The following is a 15367-nucleotide window of genomic DNA, read 5'->3' on the forward strand; positions in this document are numbered from 1 at the left end:
GCTTGCTCGGTTAATCGTCTGTAAAAGGCGCAATAGCATACCTCCCCTGATAACTCATGGCAAGGGGTATGCATCACAACCTGTCTCTTTGGCAGTGAAGCTGAAGCTTCCCGCCTCTACCGCAATCACAGTGAAACTGTATGACGGCATGATCAGGCCTTGCGACCTGAGTGATAGATGGCAGGCCTGAACAACGACCTGCCATCACCGGGACATGTCAGCGCATTACACCGCCGCTGCCATAACCCTTGAGGTTTGACTTCTTCATTACGGACTCATACTGACTGGACATCAGATGAGACTGAACCTGCGCCATGAAGTCCATGACGACCACTACAACGATCAGCAGCGAAGTGCCGCCGAAGTAGAAGGGTACCTGCCATGCCACCATGAGGAACTGGGGCATCAGGGAGACCAGCGTAATGTAGAGAGCGCCAAACAACGTAAGACGCGTCATGACCTTGTCGATATAACGCGATGTCTGCTCACCGGGACGAATGCCCGGCAGGAATGCTCCCGACTTCTTCAGGTTATCTGCTACATCCTTCGGGTTGAAAACCAGAGCAGTGTAGAAGAAACAGAAGAAAACAACGGCAGTGGCAAACAGCAGAATATACAACGGCTGACCCGGCCCGAGAGCCTGAGAAATTGTCGTCAGCCACCCCATGTTTTCGCCCTGTCCAAACCACTGACCCAGCGACGCCGGGAAAAGCAGAATGCTCGAGGCAAAAATGGGCGGAATGACGCCGGCCATGTTGACCTTCATCGGCAGATAGCTGCTCTGGCCGGCATACATCTTGTTGCCGACCTGTCGGCGCGGATAGTTTACCGTAATACGGCGCTGTCCACGCTCGATGAAAACCACAAAGGCGACCGTTGCAATACCCAGAACACCGAGTGCCAGCAGCGGCAGCACATTCCAGGCACCGTCGTTGCGGGCCAGCTCGAATGACTGCCCGAGCGCACCGGGCAAACCGGCAACAATACCGGCAAAGATGATCAGCGAGATGCCATTGCCAATCCCTTTTTCGGTAATCTGTTCACCCAGCCACATCAGGAATACGGCACCTGCCACAAACGTGGTGACCGCCGTAAAGTAGAAGCTGAAATCGGCGCTGTAAGCGACCCCGTTACTGACAAGCCCTACTGACATGCCGATCGCCTGGATCAATGCCAGCAACACCGTGCCGTAGCGAGTGTACTGGCTGATCTTTCGACGGCCGGCCTCGCCTTCCTTCTTCAGCTGTTCAAGCTGCGGCGAAACCACGGTCAGAAGCTGCATGATTATTGATGCAGAAATATAAGGCATGATGCCCAGTGCAAAAATACTCATGCGCTGCAGGGCACCGCCCGAGAACATGTTGAACATGCTCAGGATGGTGCCCTGATTTTCTCTGAACAAGGCAGTGAGCTGGTCAGGATCGATACCGGGGACTGGAATGTGGGCACCGATGCGATACACCACGATTGCGATAAAAACGAACCTTAGGCGAGCCCAGAGCTCGCCCAGACCGCTTTGCATATTAGCCGGTACTTTTCCTGACTTTGCCATTTAGTCCTCTACCTTGCCACCGGCGGCTTCAATGGCAGCCCGTGCACCCTTGGTGACTTTCAGACCACGTACGGTAATGGCGCGATCAAGATTGCCGGACAGCACAACCTTGGCAAAACGCGTGGCATTTTTCAGTACATTGGCCTTTTTCAGGCTTGCCAGATCAGCAACGTCGCCTTCGACATTGGCCAGCTCGTTAAGACGAACTTCTTCGCTGACCAGCGACTTGGCGGAGGTAAAGCCGAACTTGGGCAGACGACGCTGAAGCGGCATCTGACCACCTTCGAAACCCGGCTTAATGGAGCCGCCGCTGCGAGAGGTCTGACCCTTGTGACCGCGACCAGCGGTCTTGCCGAGGCCGGAACCGATACCGCGACCAACACGCTTTTCAGCGTGCTTGGCACCCGGCGCCGGGCTCAGGCTATTCAGTTTCATGGTCATTACTGAGCTCCTTCAACGCGAACGAGGTAGTTGACCTTGTTGATCATGCCACGAACGGCAGGTGTGTCTTCAAGCTCAACCGTATGGTTGATACGACGAAGACCCAGACCGCGCATGGTGGCCTTGTGCTTTTCAAGTACGCCGATCGTGCTGCGTACCTGAGTAACTCTGATTGTGGCTGACATGGCGCGCTTACCCCGTAATCGCTTCAACGGACAGGCCACGCTTTGCCGCAACGTCCTCGGGAGAACGCATGGAAGCGAGGCCCTTGACGGTTGCGCGCACGACGTTGACCGGATTGGTCGAGCCATAGCACTTGGCCAGAACGTCATGTACACCAGCCAGTTCCAGTACCGAACGCATCGCACCACCTGCGATGATGCCGGTACCTTCAGAAGCAGGCTGCATGAAGACCTTGGAAGCACCATGGTTGGCACGTACCGGATACTGCAGCGTGTTACCGCGCAGTTCGACCTTGATCATGTTGCGATGAGCCTGGTCCATCGCCTTCTGGATCGCGACCGGCACTTCACGTGCCTTGCCACGACCGAAGCCGATACGACCATTGCCATCACCTACGACGGTCAGGGCAGTGAAACCGAAAATACGGCCACCCTTGACCACTTTGGCAACACGGTTGATCTGAACAAGCTTTTCCTGCAGATCGCCGTTGCCTCTCTGTTCGTTATTCGCCATCGTAGAACCCTTTAGAATTGCAGGCCGCCTTCGCGCGCGGCATCAGCGAGGGCCTTGACCCGACCATGGTACCTGAACCCGGAACGGTCAAAGGCAACTTCAGTAATTCCCGCTTCCTTTGCGCGCTCGGCCAGCAGTGTACCAACGCGAGCAGCGGCGTCGGCATTGCCGGTCGCATCTTCACGCAGCGACTTGTCGAGCGTGGAGGCGCTGACCAGAACCTGGCCACCGTCTGCGGAAATAATCTGAGCGTACATGTGACGCGGTGTGCGATTGACACTCAGACGGTTGATACCAAGTTCGCGGATCTTGGCGCGCGTGCGGCGGGCACGACGGAGACGAGCTTCTTTCTTCGCGTTCATAACCCTGCCCTATTTCTTCTTGGCTTCTTTACGAAGGATGCGTTCATCGCTGTAACGAACACCCTTGCCCTTGTAGGGCTCCGGCGGACGGAACGCACGAATCTCTGCAGCCACCTGACCAAGACGCTGCTTGTCAGCGCTCTTGAGAACGATCGTGGTGTTTTTGGGCGTTTCAACAACCACGCCTTCAGGCACCTTGTAATCGATCGGGTGAGAGAAACCAAGTGTCAGGTTGAGTGTCTGACCGTTGGCCTGAGCACGATAACCCACACCGGTAATTTCCAGCGAACGGGTAAAGCCTTCAGTAACACCAACGACCATGTTGTTGACCAGAGCGCGGGTCGTACCGGCCATGGCCCAATTCTTGGCTGAAGCGCTGGGTTCGAACGTCAGCTGGCCTTCCTGCTGGCCAATCACAACATCGTTGTGAACGTTCATTTCCAGCTGCCCCTGACCGCCCCGGACGGTCAGCCTGCCTTCCTCGAGCGTGACTTCCACACCGCTGGGCAGCTTAACCGGGTATTTTGCAATCCTGGACATCATAGACTCCTAGAATACGGTGCAGATGACTTCACCGCCGACGCCTGCCTGGCGCGCCGCACGATCGGTCATGACACCTCTGGAAGTGGACACAATGGCCACACCCAGACCGTCTGCTACGCGCGGCAGTTCATCCTTGCCCTTGTAGCTGCGAAGGGAAGGCTTCGAAACACGCTGAATGTGCTCGATAACCGGCTTGCCTTCGAAGTACTTGAGGGTAATCGTCAGGTCAACCTTGACGTCGCCTTCAACGGAGAAGTCGGCAATGTAACCTTCTTCTTTCAAAACACGCGCGACTTCGACCTTGATCTTGGAAGACGGCATGGTCACCGTCTCCTTGGTCGCCATCTGCGCATTACGGATACGGGTCAGCATATCCGCGAGTGTATCCTGCATGCTCATCGATAACGCTCCTGATGCGATTACCAGCTGGACTTGGTCAGCCCGGGCACATCGCCACGCATGGCCGCTTCACGCAGCTTGTTGCGTGCAAGTCCGAACTTGTTGTAAAAGCCGTGCGGACGGCCGGTGACGCGGCAGCGATTACGCTGGCGTACCGGGCTCGAATCACGCGGCAGTTTCTGCAGCTGCAGCTGCGCATCGAAGCGCTCTTCGTCCGAGCTGTTGACGTTGCTGATGATCGCCTTGAGCTCTGCACGACGGGCTGCGTACTTGTCTACCAGCTCGGCGCGCTTGCGCTCGCGCTCAACCATGCTTTTCTTTGCCATGATTACACCTTTATTTCCGGAAGGGGAAGTTCAGCGCACTCAGGAGTGCACGAGCTTCTTCGTCGGTGCCGGCAGACGTCGTGATGGTGATATCCAGCCCGCGAACACGGTCAACCTTGTCGTATTCGATCTCGGGGAAGATGATCTGTTCACGCACACCCATCGAGTAGTTCCCACGGCCATCAAATGATTTCGCATTGAGGCCACGGAAGTCACGAATACGCGGGATCGCGATGTTTACCAGCCGGTCAAGGAAGTCCCACATGCGCTCACTGCGCAGGGTTACCTTGGTACCGATCGGCCAGCCTTCACGTACCTTGAAGCCCGCAACTGACTTGCGAGCCAGAGTCACGATAGGCTTCTGGCCGGAAAGCTTTTCCAGATCAGCCACGGCATTATCGATCAGCTTCTTGTCGCTGGTCGCATCACCGACGCCCATATTCAGGGTCACCTTGGTGATCCGGGGCACCTGCATTACGTTGGCGTAGCCAAACTGCTCTGTGAGCTTGGCCATCACCTCGTCTTTGTACTGCTCTTTCAAGTTCGCCATGTTGCCACCCGAATCGCGTTAGGCGTCGATCTGCTTTTGCGTCGACCTGAAGATACGGATCTTGGTACCGTCGTCATTCATCTGAAAGCCGACCCGATCCGCCCTGCCGGTCTCCGTATTGAAGATGGCAACGTTAGAACCGTGGATCGGAGCCTCACGCTCAACGATACCCCCTTGATTGCCGGCCATCGGGTTGGGCTTGGTGTGACGCTTGATCATGTTCACACCTGAAACCACGTAGCGCCCGTCCTGCAGAACCCGCTTGACGGTACCGCGCTTGCCCTTGTCCTTGCCGGCGATGACGACGACTTCATCATCACGTTTGATCTTGCGCATAATTCCGCCTCGCTCCTTACAGCACTTCGGGCGCCAGGGAGATAATCCGCATGAACTTCTCGGTACGAAGTTCGCGGGTTACCGGCCCGAAAATACGAGTGCCTACCGGCTGCTCGTTGGCGTTGTTCAATAAAACCGCCGCATTGCCATCGAAGCGGATAAGAGAACCATCCGGACGGCGAATTCCGCTGCGTGTGCGTACTACAACGGCCTTGAGCACCTGACCCTTTTTGACACGGCCACGCGGAATCGCTTCCTTGACCGTGACCTTGATGATGTCGCCAACACGGGCGTAACGGCGGTGAGAGCCACCCAGGACCTTGATGCACTGGACCCTGCGCGCTCCGCTGTTGTCAGCGACATCCAGCATTGTTTGCGTTTGAATCATCGGTTTTCTCCAAACCTGAACTGATGCACGGGTTTAGGCAGTTGCCTTACCCTCTGGCCTGCTCGACGACTTCAACCAGAGTCCATGCCTTTTTCTTTGAAAGCGGCCGACACTCTTCGATGGAAACCAGATCGCCGATGTGGGCCTGATTGGTTTCGTCGTGCGCATGCAGTTTGGTGGAGCGCTTCATGTACTTACCGTAAATCGGATGGCGCTCACGACGCTCGATCATGACAACGATCGATTTTTCCATCCGATCACTCACCACACGACCGGTGAGCCTGCGTGCTTGCTTTGCCTGTTCTTCGGCCATTTCAGTCCACCTTCTCGTTGAGCACAGTCTTCACGCGCGCGATGTCGCGGCGAACCTGTTTGAGCAGATGGTTCTGGCTCAACTGACCGGTAGCCTTCTGCATCCGCAGGTTGAATTGCTCGCGCAGCAGTTCGAACAGCTGCTCATTGAGCGCTTCGGTCGACTTGTCACGAAGTTCCTGAGCTTTCATTACATTACCGTCCGTTTCACAAAGGTAGTGGCAACGGGCATCTTCTGAGCCGCGAGACTAAACGCTTCACGCGCCATCTCTTCCGATACGCCTTCAATTTCATAGAGCACCTTGCCGGGCTGAATCTGAGCGACCCAGTACTCGACGGAACCCTTGCCCTTACCCATACGGACTTCGAGCGGCTTTTCGGAAATCGGCTTATCCGGGAATACGCGGATCCAGATCTTGCCGCCACGTTTGACATGACGCGTGATAGCACGACGGCCGGCTTCAATCTGACGAGCAGTGATACGACCACGGCCGGTCGCCTTGAGGCCGTACTCACCGAAGCTCACGCTACTACCGCGATGCGCCAGACCGCGGTTGCGGCCCTTCTGCTGCTTGCGGAATTTGGTACGCTTGGGCTGTAACATCGACTATCCCCTTACTTGGAACCTTTCTTCTTGCCGGGAGCGCCAGTCTGCGAATTATTCTGCTTCGCACGGACTTCTTCGATCCCACCAAGAATTTCGCCCTTGAAGATCCACACCTTGACACCGATGACACCGTAAGTGGTGTGCGCCTCGTAAACCGAGTAATCGATATCGGCACGCAGGGTGTGAAGGGGAACACGGCCTTCGCGATACCATTCCGTACGCGCGATTTCTGCACCACCAAGACGACCGGAAAGCTGAATCCGGATACCCTTGGCGCCCAGACGCATGGCGTTTTGTACCGCACGCTTCATGGCACGACGGAACATGACGCGACGCTCGAGCTGACCAGCAACGTTCTGCGCTACCAGCGCAGCGTCGAGTTCAGGCTTGCGAACTTCCTCAATGTTGACGTGAACAGGCACGCCCATGAGATTGGTCAGATCACGACGCAGACGCTCGACATCTTCACCCTTCTTGCCGATCACGATACCCGGACGAGCGGTATGGATGGTAATACGGGCGTTGTTGGCCGGACGCTCGATGTGAATTTTGCTGACAGAGGCGCTTTTCAGACGCTCGGACAGAAAACTGCGAACTTCGAGATCGTTATTAAGCTTGTCGGCATAAGCACCGCGCTCGGCGTACCACACGGAAGTGTGGTCCTTGACGATCCCGAGACGAATACCGACTGGATTGACTTTTTGACCCATCTGGTCGACTCCTACTTCTCGGCTACCTTGACGGTGATATGGCAGGTACGCTTCATGATGCGATCCGCACGGCCCTTGGCACGCGGCAGAATACGCTTGAGCGTCATGCCCTCATCGACACAGATGGTCGAGACGCGAAGCTCGTCGATGTCCATGCCGTTATTTTCTTCCGCGTTGGCGATAGCGGATTGCAGTACCTTTCTCACCAGCACAGCCGCCTTTTTGGGCGAAAATGCCAGGATATTCAGTGCCTCTGCGACCGGCTTGCCCCGCACCTGATCTGCCACCAAACGAGCCTTCTGGGCGGACAGGCGAGCGCCGCGCAATTTAGCAGCTACTTCTTCCATTGTGGTCCTCTCCCTTACCGCTTGGCTTTCTTGTCAGCCGCGTGACCGCGATAGGTGCGGGTGGCAGCAAATTCGCCCAGCTTGTGGCCCACCATCTCTTCGGAGACGTGAACCGGTACATGCTGGCGACCGTTATGGACAGCAATGGTGAGTCCTACCATATTGGGCAGGATCATCGAGCGACGCGACCAGGTCTTGATCGGTTTGCGGTCGCTCTTTTCCACAGCCGCCTCAACCTTCTTCAAAAGATGAAGGTCAATGAAGGGACCTTTCTTAAGTGAACGTGGCACAGCCGTTACCCCTTAAATACTGATGTTTGGCCTTGCGGCACCGTTTATCTGGCTTTGCGACGACGCACGATAAGCTTGTCGGTACGCTTGTTCTTGCGCGTCTTGTGACCCTTGGTCGGAATACCCCAGGGGGTTACCGGATGACGGCCACCACTGGTACGACCTTCACCACCACCATGCGGGTGATCAACCGGGTTCATCGCAACGCCGCGAACCGTCGGACGTACGCCTCTCCAGCGCTTGGCGCCGGCCTTGCCGAGCTGCCCAAGGCTGTGCTCGGAATTGCCGACTTCGCCCAGAGTGGCGCGACATTCAGCCAGAATGCGACGCATTTCACCGCTACGCAGACGCACGGTGGCATAGTTGCCTTCACGTGCAACCAGCTGAGCACTGGTACCGGCGCTGCGTACAAGCTGCGCGCCCTTGCCGGGCTTGAGCTCGATGCAGTGAATGGTCGAACCAACCGGAACGTTGCGCAGAGGCAGAGCGTTGCCCTGACGAATCGGTGCGTTGACACCCGACTCCAGACGATCGCCTTCTGCAACACCGCGGGGGCAATGATGTAACGGCGTTCACCGTCCACATATTTCAGCAGTGCAATGTGTGCGCTGCGATTCGGATCGTATTCAAGACGCTCGACGATGGCCGGAATGCCATCCTTGTTGCGCTTGAAATCAACCAGACGATAGTGCTGGCGATTGCCACCACCCACGTGACGGGTAGTGATACGACCGTGGTTGTTACGACCGCCCGAACGAGACTGTGCTTCGGTCAGCGCCGCATGCGGACGCCCCTTGTACAGCCCTTCAGTGACGACCTTCACCTTGTGGCGACGGCCGGCGGACGTTGGTTTTGTCTTGACTACTGCCATGATCCGTTCTCCTGCCTCACTCGGCGCCGGTGAAGTCTTCGAGCGTTTCGCCCGCAGCCAGGGTGACGTAGGCCTTGCGATAACCGCTGCGATGGCCTTCGCCACGAGCATTACGCTTGACCTTGCCCTTCATGTTCAGGACCTGGACGCTGTCGACCTTCTTTTCAAAAAGAGCTTCAACGGCCTTTTTGATTTCGGGCTTGGTAGCATCGCTGGCGACCTTGAAGACGTACTGGTTACGCTCTGCAGCGTAGGCCGCCTTCTCGGTCATGTGCGGACCAAGCAGCACCTGGAATACGCGTTCCTGATTCATGCCAGCTTCTCCTCGAACTTGCGGAGGGCGGGTACGGTCATCAGCACCTTGTCATAGGCAATCAGGCTGACAGGATCCGCGCTCGACGCTTCGATCACATTCACATTGGGAATGTTGCGAGCGGCCAGATATAGATTCTGATCCAGCTCGTCAGTCACGATCAGCACCTTTTCCAGACCGAGGTCGGAAAGACGACCAACCAGCTGCTTGGTCTTGGGGCTGTCTACGGTAAAGGCATCAACAGCGACCAGACGTTCCTGACGCACAAGCTCCGAAAGAATGGAGCGCATGGCAGCGCGGTACATCTTGCGATTGACCTTCTGGGAGTGATCCTGCGGACGGGCCGCAAAGGTCACACCACCGGTACGCCAGATCGGCGAACGGATGGTACCGGCACGAGCACGACCGGTGCCCTTCTGACGCCACGGCTTCTTGCCGCCACCGCTGACGTCAGAACGGTTTTTCTGTGCACGGGTACCCTGACGCGCGCCTGCCAGATAGGCAGTCACGACCTGGTGAACCAGCGCCTCGTTGAATTCCTTGCCAAAGGTGTCGTCGGAAATCTCGACGGCCCCGGCTCCTGCACCTGCAAGATTGAGATTCATCGTTACCTACCCCTCAGCGAGCTTTGACAGCGGTGCGCACGATCACATCGCTACCGGCAGCACCAGGTACGGCGCCCTTTACCAGCAACAGATTGCGTTCGGTGTCAACACGGACGATTTCAAGGCTCTGAACGGTGACACGCTCGTTACCCATCTGACCGGCCATCTTTTTGCCCTTGAAGACGCGACCCGGCGTCTGGCACTGACCGATGGAACCCGGCGCGCGATGCGACAGAGAGTTACCGTGAGTGGCGTCCTGCGTACGGAAGTTCCAGCGCTTGACTGCGCCCTGGAAACCCTTGCCCTTTGACGTACCAGTGACGTCGATGAGCTGGCCTGCTTCGAAGAGGGATACGGTGAGCTCGCTTCCGGACTGCGGATCTTCTTCGCCTTCGGAAAGACGGAATTCCGCGAGGAAACGACCGGCCTCAACACCTGCGCTGGCATACTGCCCGGCAATTGCCTTGGTGAGGTGCTTGGCCTTGCGCGAGCCTGCAGTAACCTGTACGGCACGGTACCCATCAGACTCGAGAGTCTTGATACGCGTGACGCGGTTGGGCTCGACTTCAATTACGGTTACCGGCACAGATGCGCCATCTTCGGTAAAGATACGGGTCATGCCGCTCTTTTTACCGACTAAACCGATAGACATGTTCAGTCTCCTTTAGTGTACGGGGCTATCACCCGCTATGGCTGCCCTTTCCAGAGCATTCCACTAGCACATTGTGTGACGCCATCCCGGCGTGAGCGGCAGGGCGTGTGCCCTAAAATGCCGCGTGAGTGACTAGTGTTGGGTTAATCAACCTTGATCTGTACGTCTACACCAGCTGCCAGATCAAGCTTCATCAGTGCATCAACCGTTTTCTCGGTCGGCTCAACGATATCCAGCACACGCTTGTGGGTACGAATCTCATACTGATCGCGCGCGTCCTTGTTGACGTGCGGAGAAATCAGAATGGTATACCGTTCACGCCTGGTCGGCAGCGGAATGGGACCGCGAACCTGCGCACCAGTGCGCTTGGCAGTATCCACAATTTCCTGTGCGGACTGATCGATAAGACGATGATCAAAGGCTTTCAAGCGAATGCGAATCTTTTGGTTCTGCATTACCCGGGACTCCAGGGAAATTCAAGACGATGTCTGACGCCGATGGGCGCCTGACCGCCTACGCACGCCTCAAAAGGATGCGCATTATAGGCAGGCACTCGCTCAGAGTCAAACATGCATATGACAAAGGGGCCTCCCGACGGAGGCCCCTTTAGATTTCGAGCCGCTAAATCACTCGATGATCTTGGCAACAACACCAGCGCCAACGGTACGACCGCCTTCGCGGATAGCGAAGCGCAGGCCGTCTTCCATGGCGATCGGAGCGATCAGGGTGATCACCATTTTAACGTTGTCGCCCGGCATGACCATTTCAACGCCTTCCGGCAGTTCACAGGTACCGGTCACGTCAGTGGTACGGAAGTAGAACTGCGGACGGTAGCCCTTGAAGAACGGCGTGTGACGGCCACCCTCTTCCTTGGACAGGATGTAGACTTCGGACTCGAACTTGGTGTGCGGCTTGATGCTGCCCGGCTTGGCCAGAACCTGACCACGCTCGACGTCATCACGCTTGGTACCACGCAGCAGGGCACCAACGTTCTCACCAGCACGACCTTCGTCGAGCAGCTTACGGAACATCTCGACACCGGTAACGGTAGTCTTGACGGTGTCCTTGAGGCCGATCATCTCGACTTCTTCGCCCGGCTTGACGATACCGCGCTCGATACGACCGGTCACAACGGTACCACGACCAGAGATGGAGAAGACGTCTTCGATCGGCATCAGGAACGGCTGATCAATGGCACGCTCAGGCTCGGGGATATACTCATCCATGGCGCGAACGAGGTTGGCAACGGCGGTGGTACCCATGCCATTGTCGTCCTTGCCTTCCAGTGCCATCAGAGCAGAACCGATGATGATCGGCGTGTCATCACCCGGGAAGTCATACTCGGACAGAAGTTCACGAACTTCCATCTCGACCAGCTCGAGCAGCTCTTCGTCATCGACCATATCAGCCTTGTTCAGGAAGACAACGACAAACGGAACGCCGACCTGACGAGACAGCAGGATGTGCTCGCGAGTCTGCGGCATCGGGCCGTCAGCTGCGGAACAGACCAGGATAGCGCCGTCCATCTGGGCAGCACCGGTGATCATGTTCTTGACGTAGTCAGCGTGCCCCGGGCAGTCAACGTGCGCGTAGTGGCGCGTTTCAGACTGGTATTCAACGTGTGCTGTCGAGATCGTGATACCACGCTCACGCTCTTCAGGAGCGTTGTCGATGGTAGCAAATTCACGCCAGTCACCACCGAACACCTCGGCAGAAACACGTGTCAGGGCCGCAGTCAGCGTAGTTTTACCATGGTCAACGTGACCGATGGTGCCTACGTTTACGTGCGGTTTGGAACGTTCAAATTTTTCCTTGGCCACTGCTATAACCTCTTTATCAGCTAACGGTTATCATTTCTGGTTGATGACGGCTTCGACGATGCTGGACGGTGCCTCATCGTACTTCGCAAACTCCATGGAGTAGCTTGCGCGGCCCTGGGTCTGAGAACGCAGATCGGTCGCATAACCGAACATCTCACCCAGCGGCACCATGGCACGGATAACCTTACCGGAAGTAGTGTCATCCATACCCTGAACAAGACCACGCCGACGGTTAAGGTCGCCCATGACATCACCCATGAAGTCTTCGGGTGTTACCACTTCGACGCTCATCACCGGCTCGAGCAGTACTGCTCCGGCCTTGCGTGCGCCCTCCTTGATTGCCATGGAAGAGGCAACCTTGAAGGCATTCTCATTGGAGTCGACGTCGTGATAGGAACCGTCATACAGCGCTACCTTGACGTTGATCATCGGATAACCGGCGATGACACCGTTCTGCAGCTGCTCAAAGGCACCCTTCTCGACTGCCGGCACATATTCCTTGGGTACTACACCACCGACGATCTCGGAGCTGAACTTGAAGGTCATTTCCGGATCATCACCGCGGTCTTCATCGGTCAGCGGCTCAATGCGCAGGTAGACATGGCCGAACTGACCACGACCACCGGACTGACGGACAAACTTGCCTTCCTGCTCGACGCTCTTCTTGATCGTCTCGCGATAGGCTACCTGCGGCTTGCCGATATTGGCCTCGACCTTGAACTCGCGACGCATGCGGTCAACGAGGATATCCAGGTGAAGCTCGCCCATACCGGAGATGATGGTCTGGCCGGTTTCCTCGTCGGTCTTGACGCGGAAAGAGGGATCTTCCTGAGCCAGCTTGCCCAGAGCAATACCCATCTTCTCCTGGTCAGCCTTGGATTTCGGTTCAACGGCAACCGAAATGACCGGCTCGGGGAATTCCATGCGCTCAAGAACGATCTTGGAGTTCGGATCACACAGGGTATCACCGGTAGTGACATCCTTGAGACCGACACAGGCAGCGATATCGCCTGCGTAAACTTCCTTGATTTCCTGACGGCTGTTGGAGTGCATCTGAACGATACGCCCAACACGCTCCTTCTTGTCCTTCACCGAGTTATAGACCTGGTCGCCGGAGTTAAGCACGCCAGAGTATACGCGGATAAAGGTCAGCGTTCCGACAAACGGGTCGGTCGCGATCTTGAACGCCAGTGAAGAGAAAGGCGCACTGTCATCGGCTTCGCGAGTCTCAATGGTCCCCGCCGCGTCATCCAGCTCACCTTCGATGGCCTTGACCTCGGTCGGCGACGGCAGATACTCGATAACCGCATCCAGCATGGCCTGTACGCCCTTGTTCTTGAACGCCGAGCCACAGGTTACCAGTACGATTTCGTTGTCCAGCGTACGACGACGCAGGCCAGCCTTGATTTCCTCGATGGAAAGCTCACCGCCTTCGAGATACTTCTCCATCAATTCTTCAGAAGCTTCAGCGGCAGATTCGACCATATGCTCATGCCATTCCTGAGCCGTTTCCTGCAGCTCAGCCGGAATGTCGACGAGGTCATAGGTCATGCCCTTGTCTTCTTCATTCCAGAGAATGGCCTTCATTTGAAGAAGGTCGATGACGCCCTTGAATTCGTCTTCCGCACCCCAGTTGATCTGGATCGGCACGGCATTGGCGCCCAGACGCTTGCGCATCTGCTCAACAACCATGAAGAAGTCGGCACCGGCACGGTCCATCTTGTTGACGAACACCATGCGGGGAACTTCATAACGGTTGGCCTGGCGCCAGACGGTTTCGGTCTGCGGCTGAACACCGGAGCTGCCGCACAGCACGACGATCGCACCATCAAGCACACGCAGGGAACGTTCAACTTCGATGGTGAAGTCAACGTGCCCGGGGGTGTCGATGATGTTGATGCGATGCTCATCGAACTGCTGATTCATGCCACTCCAGAAACAGGTGGTCGCAGCAGAGGTGATGGTAATACCACGCTCCTGCTCCTGCTCCATCCAGTCCATGACAGCGGCACCTTCATGCACTTCACCGATCTTGTGAGAAAGACCCGTATAGAAGAGCACGCGTTCGGTCGTCGTTGTCTTGCCGGCATCAACGTGGGCGCAGATACCGATATTGCGGTAGCGCTTAAGAGGAGTCTTGCGTGCCACGATAGCGTATCCTGTAGTTGGAAGCGCCTTCGTCTGAAGGCGCTTCTATTAGAAGCGGTAGTGAGAGAAGGCCTTGTTGGCTTCAGCCATACGATGGACGTCTTCACGCTTCTTGACAGCAGCACCCTTGCCTTCAGCCGCGTCCAGCATTTCGCCGGCCAGCCTCTGCACCATGGTCTTTTCACCACGATTACGTGCTGCATCTACCATCCAGCGCATGGCCAGCGCCTGACGACGGGAAGGACGCACTTCGACGGGTACCTGATAGGTAGCACCGCCAACACGACGTGATTTTACTTCGACCATTGGCTGGATGGCTTCCAGTGCCTTGTCGAAAATGTCCAGCGGCTCATCATTGGAGCGTTCGGCAACCCGATCCAGCGCACCATAAACGATGCGCTCGGCGACGGATTTCTTGCCGCTGATCATCAGGTGATTCATGAACTTGGCAAGGCGCTCACTTCCGAACTTGGGATCCGGCAGGATGTCGCGCTTCGCCGCAATACGTCTTCTAGGCATGATAAGCCCTCAGTCAGAAGAGTCTTTCAGGTAAACCCGGGACCAAACACCTCAGGGTGCGCTGCCCGGCCTTACTCTTATCAGACCGTGTAAATTAAATGGATACCGATCAGGATTTCGGCTTCTTGGTGCCGTACTTCGAGCGCGACTGCTTACGGTTTTGAACACCGGAGGTATCCAGCGCACCGCGAACAGTGTGATAACGCACACCCGGAAGGTCCTTTACACGGCCGCCACGGATCAGGACCACGGAGTGCTCCTGAAGGTTGTGACCTTCACCGCCGATATACGAAGCGACTTCGTAACCGTTGGTCAGGCGAACACGGCAAACCTTACGCAGGGCCGAGTTCGGCTTCTTGGGCGTGGTCGTATAAACGCGCGTGCAAACACCGCGGCGTTGCGGGCATGCCTGCAGAGCAGGCACGTCGCTTTTGGCCTGCGGGCGCTTGCGAGGCTTGCGCACCAGCTGATTAATCGTTGCCATAAAAGGCTCGCTCCAATGATGATGATACAAAACAGTAGAGACAGGACGCACCTATCCCTACTGTTAAAGGCTGCGAATTCTAAGGGTTTGCCTGCA

At 56.5% G+C, this 15367-nt stretch carries 25 protein-coding genes and 1 pseudogene; all 26 read right to left on the reverse strand.

Annotated elements, in window-relative coordinates:
• Nucleotides 1-217 precede the first annotated feature (217 nt).
• The gene (gene secY / locus B9G99_RS03505) at nt 218-1552 is read right to left on the reverse strand and encodes a preprotein translocase subunit SecY (RefSeq protein ID WP_086620777.1); all 1335 of its coding nucleotides are present in this window, start codon (nt 1550-1552) and stop codon (nt 218-220) included.
• Nucleotides 1553-1987 (reverse strand): 50S ribosomal protein L15, encoded by a 435-nt coding sequence (rplO, locus tag B9G99_RS03510; RefSeq protein WP_086623262.1) that lies wholly within the window; start codon nt 1985-1987, stop codon nt 1553-1555.
• Nucleotides 1988-1992: 5 nt separating this feature from the next.
• Complete coding sequence (gene rpmD, locus B9G99_RS03515; protein ID WP_086620778.1) at nt 1993-2178, reverse strand: 50S ribosomal protein L30; 186 nt, start codon at nt 2176-2178, stop codon at nt 1993-1995.
• Nucleotides 2179-2185: 7 nt separating this feature from the next.
• A complete protein-coding gene (gene rpsE, locus B9G99_RS03520) occupies nt 2186-2689 on the reverse strand; it encodes a 30S ribosomal protein S5 (protein ID WP_086620779.1) in 504 nt (167 codons plus the stop codon).
• Between the two features lie 11 nt (nt 2690-2700).
• The gene (rplR, locus tag B9G99_RS03525; protein WP_086620780.1) at nt 2701-3051 is read right to left on the reverse strand and encodes a 50S ribosomal protein L18; all 351 of its coding nucleotides are present in this window, start codon (nt 3049-3051) and stop codon (nt 2701-2703) included.
• A 9-nt stretch (nt 3052-3060) separates the two neighbouring features.
• Nucleotides 3061-3591 carry a 50S ribosomal protein L6 gene (gene rplF / locus B9G99_RS03530; RefSeq protein ID WP_086620781.1) on the reverse strand — a complete coding sequence of 177 codons (531 nt, stop codon included), beginning with the start codon at nt 3589-3591 and terminating at the stop codon, nt 3061-3063.
• Nucleotides 3592-3600: 9 nt separating this feature from the next.
• Complete coding sequence (gene rpsH / locus B9G99_RS03535) at nt 3601-3993, reverse strand: 30S ribosomal protein S8 (RefSeq protein WP_086620782.1); 393 nt, start codon at nt 3991-3993, stop codon at nt 3601-3603.
• 20 nt (nt 3994-4013) lie between these two features.
• Complete coding sequence (rpsN, locus tag B9G99_RS03540) at nt 4014-4319, reverse strand: 30S ribosomal protein S14 (RefSeq protein ID WP_086620783.1); 306 nt, start codon at nt 4317-4319, stop codon at nt 4014-4016.
• A gap of 10 nt (nt 4320-4329) precedes the next feature.
• Nucleotides 4330-4869 carry a 50S ribosomal protein L5 gene (gene rplE / locus B9G99_RS03545; RefSeq protein ID WP_086620784.1) on the reverse strand — a complete coding sequence of 180 codons (540 nt, stop codon included), beginning with the start codon at nt 4867-4869 and terminating at the stop codon, nt 4330-4332.
• Between the two features lie 18 nt (nt 4870-4887).
• A complete protein-coding gene (gene rplX / locus B9G99_RS03550; protein ID WP_086620785.1) occupies nt 4888-5205 on the reverse strand; it encodes a 50S ribosomal protein L24 in 318 nt (105 codons plus the stop codon).
• 16 nt (nt 5206-5221) lie between these two features.
• Nucleotides 5222-5593 carry a 50S ribosomal protein L14 gene (gene rplN / locus B9G99_RS03555; protein WP_086620786.1) on the reverse strand — a complete coding sequence of 124 codons (372 nt, stop codon included), beginning with the start codon at nt 5591-5593 and terminating at the stop codon, nt 5222-5224.
• A 46-nt stretch (nt 5594-5639) separates the two neighbouring features.
• Nucleotides 5640-5906 (reverse strand): 30S ribosomal protein S17, encoded by a 267-nt coding sequence (rpsQ, locus tag B9G99_RS03560; protein ID WP_086620787.1) that lies wholly within the window; start codon nt 5904-5906, stop codon nt 5640-5642.
• A 1-nt stretch (nt 5907) separates the two neighbouring features.
• The gene (gene rpmC, locus B9G99_RS03565; RefSeq protein ID WP_086620788.1) at nt 5908-6096 is read right to left on the reverse strand and encodes a 50S ribosomal protein L29; all 189 of its coding nucleotides are present in this window, start codon (nt 6094-6096) and stop codon (nt 5908-5910) included.
• Nucleotides 6096-6509, reverse strand: a complete 414-nt coding sequence (gene rplP, locus B9G99_RS03570) for a 50S ribosomal protein L16 (protein WP_086620789.1) — start codon at nt 6507-6509, stop codon at nt 6096-6098. Before rplP ends, rpmC begins: the two co-directional genes overlap by 1 nt.
• Nucleotides 6510-6520: 11 nt before the next feature.
• Nucleotides 6521-7222, reverse strand: coding sequence for a 30S ribosomal protein S3 (rpsC, locus tag B9G99_RS03575; RefSeq protein ID WP_086620790.1), 702 nt, complete (start codon nt 7220-7222; stop codon nt 6521-6523).
• 11 nt (nt 7223-7233) lie between these two features.
• Nucleotides 7234-7569, reverse strand: coding sequence for a 50S ribosomal protein L22 (rplV, locus tag B9G99_RS03580; RefSeq protein ID WP_086620791.1), 336 nt, complete (start codon nt 7567-7569; stop codon nt 7234-7236).
• A gap of 14 nt (nt 7570-7583) precedes the next feature.
• Nucleotides 7584-7859: a 30S ribosomal protein S19 gene (gene rpsS, locus B9G99_RS03585; RefSeq protein ID WP_008959165.1), complete on the reverse strand. Its 276-nt coding sequence runs from the start codon at nt 7857-7859 to the stop codon at nt 7584-7586.
• A 44-nt stretch (nt 7860-7903) separates the two neighbouring features.
• Nucleotides 7904-8730: pseudogene (rplB, locus tag B9G99_RS03590) on the reverse strand (50S ribosomal protein L2).
• Between the two features lie 16 nt (nt 8731-8746).
• Entirely contained in the window at nt 8747-9043 is a 297-nt protein-coding gene (gene rplW / locus B9G99_RS03595; RefSeq protein ID WP_086620792.1) for a 50S ribosomal protein L23, read from the reverse strand.
• Complete coding sequence (gene rplD, locus B9G99_RS03600; protein ID WP_086620793.1) at nt 9040-9648, reverse strand: 50S ribosomal protein L4; 609 nt, start codon at nt 9646-9648, stop codon at nt 9040-9042. The genes rplW and rplD overlap by 4 nt, the downstream gene beginning before the upstream one ends.
• Before the next feature lie 13 nt (nt 9649-9661).
• On the reverse strand, nt 9662-10300 hold the full coding sequence (gene rplC / locus B9G99_RS03605) for a 50S ribosomal protein L3 (protein ID WP_086620794.1): 639 nt from the start codon (nt 10298-10300) through the stop codon (nt 9662-9664).
• A 143-nt stretch (nt 10301-10443) separates the two neighbouring features.
• Nucleotides 10444-10755, reverse strand: coding sequence for a 30S ribosomal protein S10 (gene rpsJ / locus B9G99_RS03610; protein WP_019951460.1), 312 nt, complete (start codon nt 10753-10755; stop codon nt 10444-10446).
• A gap of 171 nt (nt 10756-10926) precedes the next feature.
• The gene (gene tuf / locus B9G99_RS03615) at nt 10927-12120 is read right to left on the reverse strand and encodes an elongation factor Tu (protein ID WP_086620795.1); all 1194 of its coding nucleotides are present in this window, start codon (nt 12118-12120) and stop codon (nt 10927-10929) included.
• A 30-nt stretch (nt 12121-12150) separates the two neighbouring features.
• Entirely contained in the window at nt 12151-14268 is a 2118-nt protein-coding gene (gene fusA / locus B9G99_RS03620; RefSeq protein WP_086620796.1) for an elongation factor G, read from the reverse strand.
• Between the two features lie 48 nt (nt 14269-14316).
• Nucleotides 14317-14787, reverse strand: a complete 471-nt coding sequence (rpsG, locus tag B9G99_RS03625; RefSeq protein ID WP_086620797.1) for a 30S ribosomal protein S7 — start codon at nt 14785-14787, stop codon at nt 14317-14319.
• A gap of 109 nt (nt 14788-14896) precedes the next feature.
• Nucleotides 14897-15271, reverse strand: a complete 375-nt coding sequence (gene rpsL / locus B9G99_RS03630) for a 30S ribosomal protein S12 (RefSeq protein WP_086620798.1) — start codon at nt 15269-15271, stop codon at nt 14897-14899.
• Nucleotides 15272-15367 lie beyond the last annotated feature (96 nt).

Origin of the sequence: Kushneria konosiri, assembly GCF_002155145.1 — a bacterium.
Lineage (GTDB): Bacteria > Pseudomonadota > Gammaproteobacteria > Pseudomonadales > Halomonadaceae > Kushneria > Kushneria konosiri.

Excerpts from the sequence above, each read along its gene's own strand:
- rplC (WP_086620794.1), bottom strand. The coding sequence starts at position 10,300 with ATGTCTATCGGTTTAGTCGGTAAAAAGAGCGGCATGACCCGTATCTTT.
- rpsJ (WP_019951460.1), bottom strand. The coding sequence starts at position 10,755 with ATGCAGAACCAAAAGATTCGCATTCGCTTGAAAGCCTTTGATCATCGT.
- rplF (WP_086620781.1), bottom strand. The coding sequence starts at position 3,591 with ATGTCCAGGATTGCAAAATACCCGGTTAAGCTGCCCAGCGGTGTGGAA.
- rplE (WP_086620784.1), bottom strand. The coding sequence starts at position 4,869 with ATGGCGAACTTGAAAGAGCAGTACAAAGACGAGGTGATGGCCAAGCTC.
- rplN (WP_086620786.1), bottom strand. The coding sequence starts at position 5,593 with ATGATTCAAACGCAAACAATGCTGGATGTCGCTGACAACAGCGGAGCG.
- rplX (WP_086620785.1), bottom strand. The coding sequence starts at position 5,205 with ATGCGCAAGATCAAACGTGATGATGAAGTCGTCGTCATCGCCGGCAAG.
- rplR (WP_086620780.1), bottom strand. The coding sequence starts at position 3,051 with ATGAACGCGAAGAAAGAAGCTCGTCTCCGTCGTGCCCGCCGCACGCGC.
- secY (WP_086620777.1), bottom strand. The coding sequence starts at position 1,552 with ATGGCAAAGTCAGGAAAAGTACCGGCTAATATGCAAAGCGGTCTGGGC.
- rpsQ (WP_086620787.1), bottom strand. The coding sequence starts at position 5,906 with ATGGCCGAAGAACAGGCAAAGCAAGCACGCAGGCTCACCGGTCGTGTG.
- rpsC (WP_086620790.1), bottom strand. The coding sequence starts at position 7,222 with ATGGGTCAAAAAGTCAATCCAGTCGGTATTCGTCTCGGGATCGTCAAG.
- rpmD (WP_086620778.1), bottom strand. The coding sequence starts at position 2,178 with ATGTCAGCCACAATCAGAGTTACTCAGGTACGCAGCACGATCGGCGTA.
- rpsL (WP_086620798.1), bottom strand. The coding sequence starts at position 15,271 with ATGGCAACGATTAATCAGCTGGTGCGCAAGCCTCGCAAGCGCCCGCAG.
- rplO (WP_086623262.1), bottom strand. The coding sequence starts at position 1,987 with ATGAAACTGAATAGCCTGAGCCCGGCGCCGGGTGCCAAGCACGCTGAA.
- rpsH (WP_086620782.1), bottom strand. The coding sequence starts at position 3,993 with ATGAGCATGCAGGATACACTCGCGGATATGCTGACCCGTATCCGTAAT.
- rpsE (WP_086620779.1), bottom strand. The coding sequence starts at position 2,689 with ATGGCGAATAACGAACAGAGAGGCAACGGCGATCTGCAGGAAAAGCTT.
- rpmC (WP_086620788.1), bottom strand. The coding sequence starts at position 6,096 with ATGAAAGCTCAGGAACTTCGTGACAAGTCGACCGAAGCGCTCAATGAG.
- rpsN (WP_086620783.1), bottom strand. The coding sequence starts at position 4,319 with ATGGCAAAGAAAAGCATGGTTGAGCGCGAGCGCAAGCGCGCCGAGCTG.
- rplP (WP_086620789.1), bottom strand. The coding sequence starts at position 6,509 with ATGTTACAGCCCAAGCGTACCAAATTCCGCAAGCAGCAGAAGGGCCGC.
- rplV (WP_086620791.1), bottom strand. The coding sequence starts at position 7,569 with ATGGAAGAAGTAGCTGCTAAATTGCGCGGCGCTCGCCTGTCCGCCCAG.
- rplD (WP_086620793.1), bottom strand. The coding sequence starts at position 9,648 with ATGAATCTCAATCTTGCAGGTGCAGGAGCCGGGGCCGTCGAGATTTCC.
- rplW (WP_086620792.1), bottom strand. The coding sequence starts at position 9,043 with ATGAATCAGGAACGCGTATTCCAGGTGCTGCTTGGTCCGCACATGACC.
- rpsG (WP_086620797.1), bottom strand. The coding sequence starts at position 14,787 with ATGCCTAGAAGACGTATTGCGGCGAAGCGCGACATCCTGCCGGATCCC.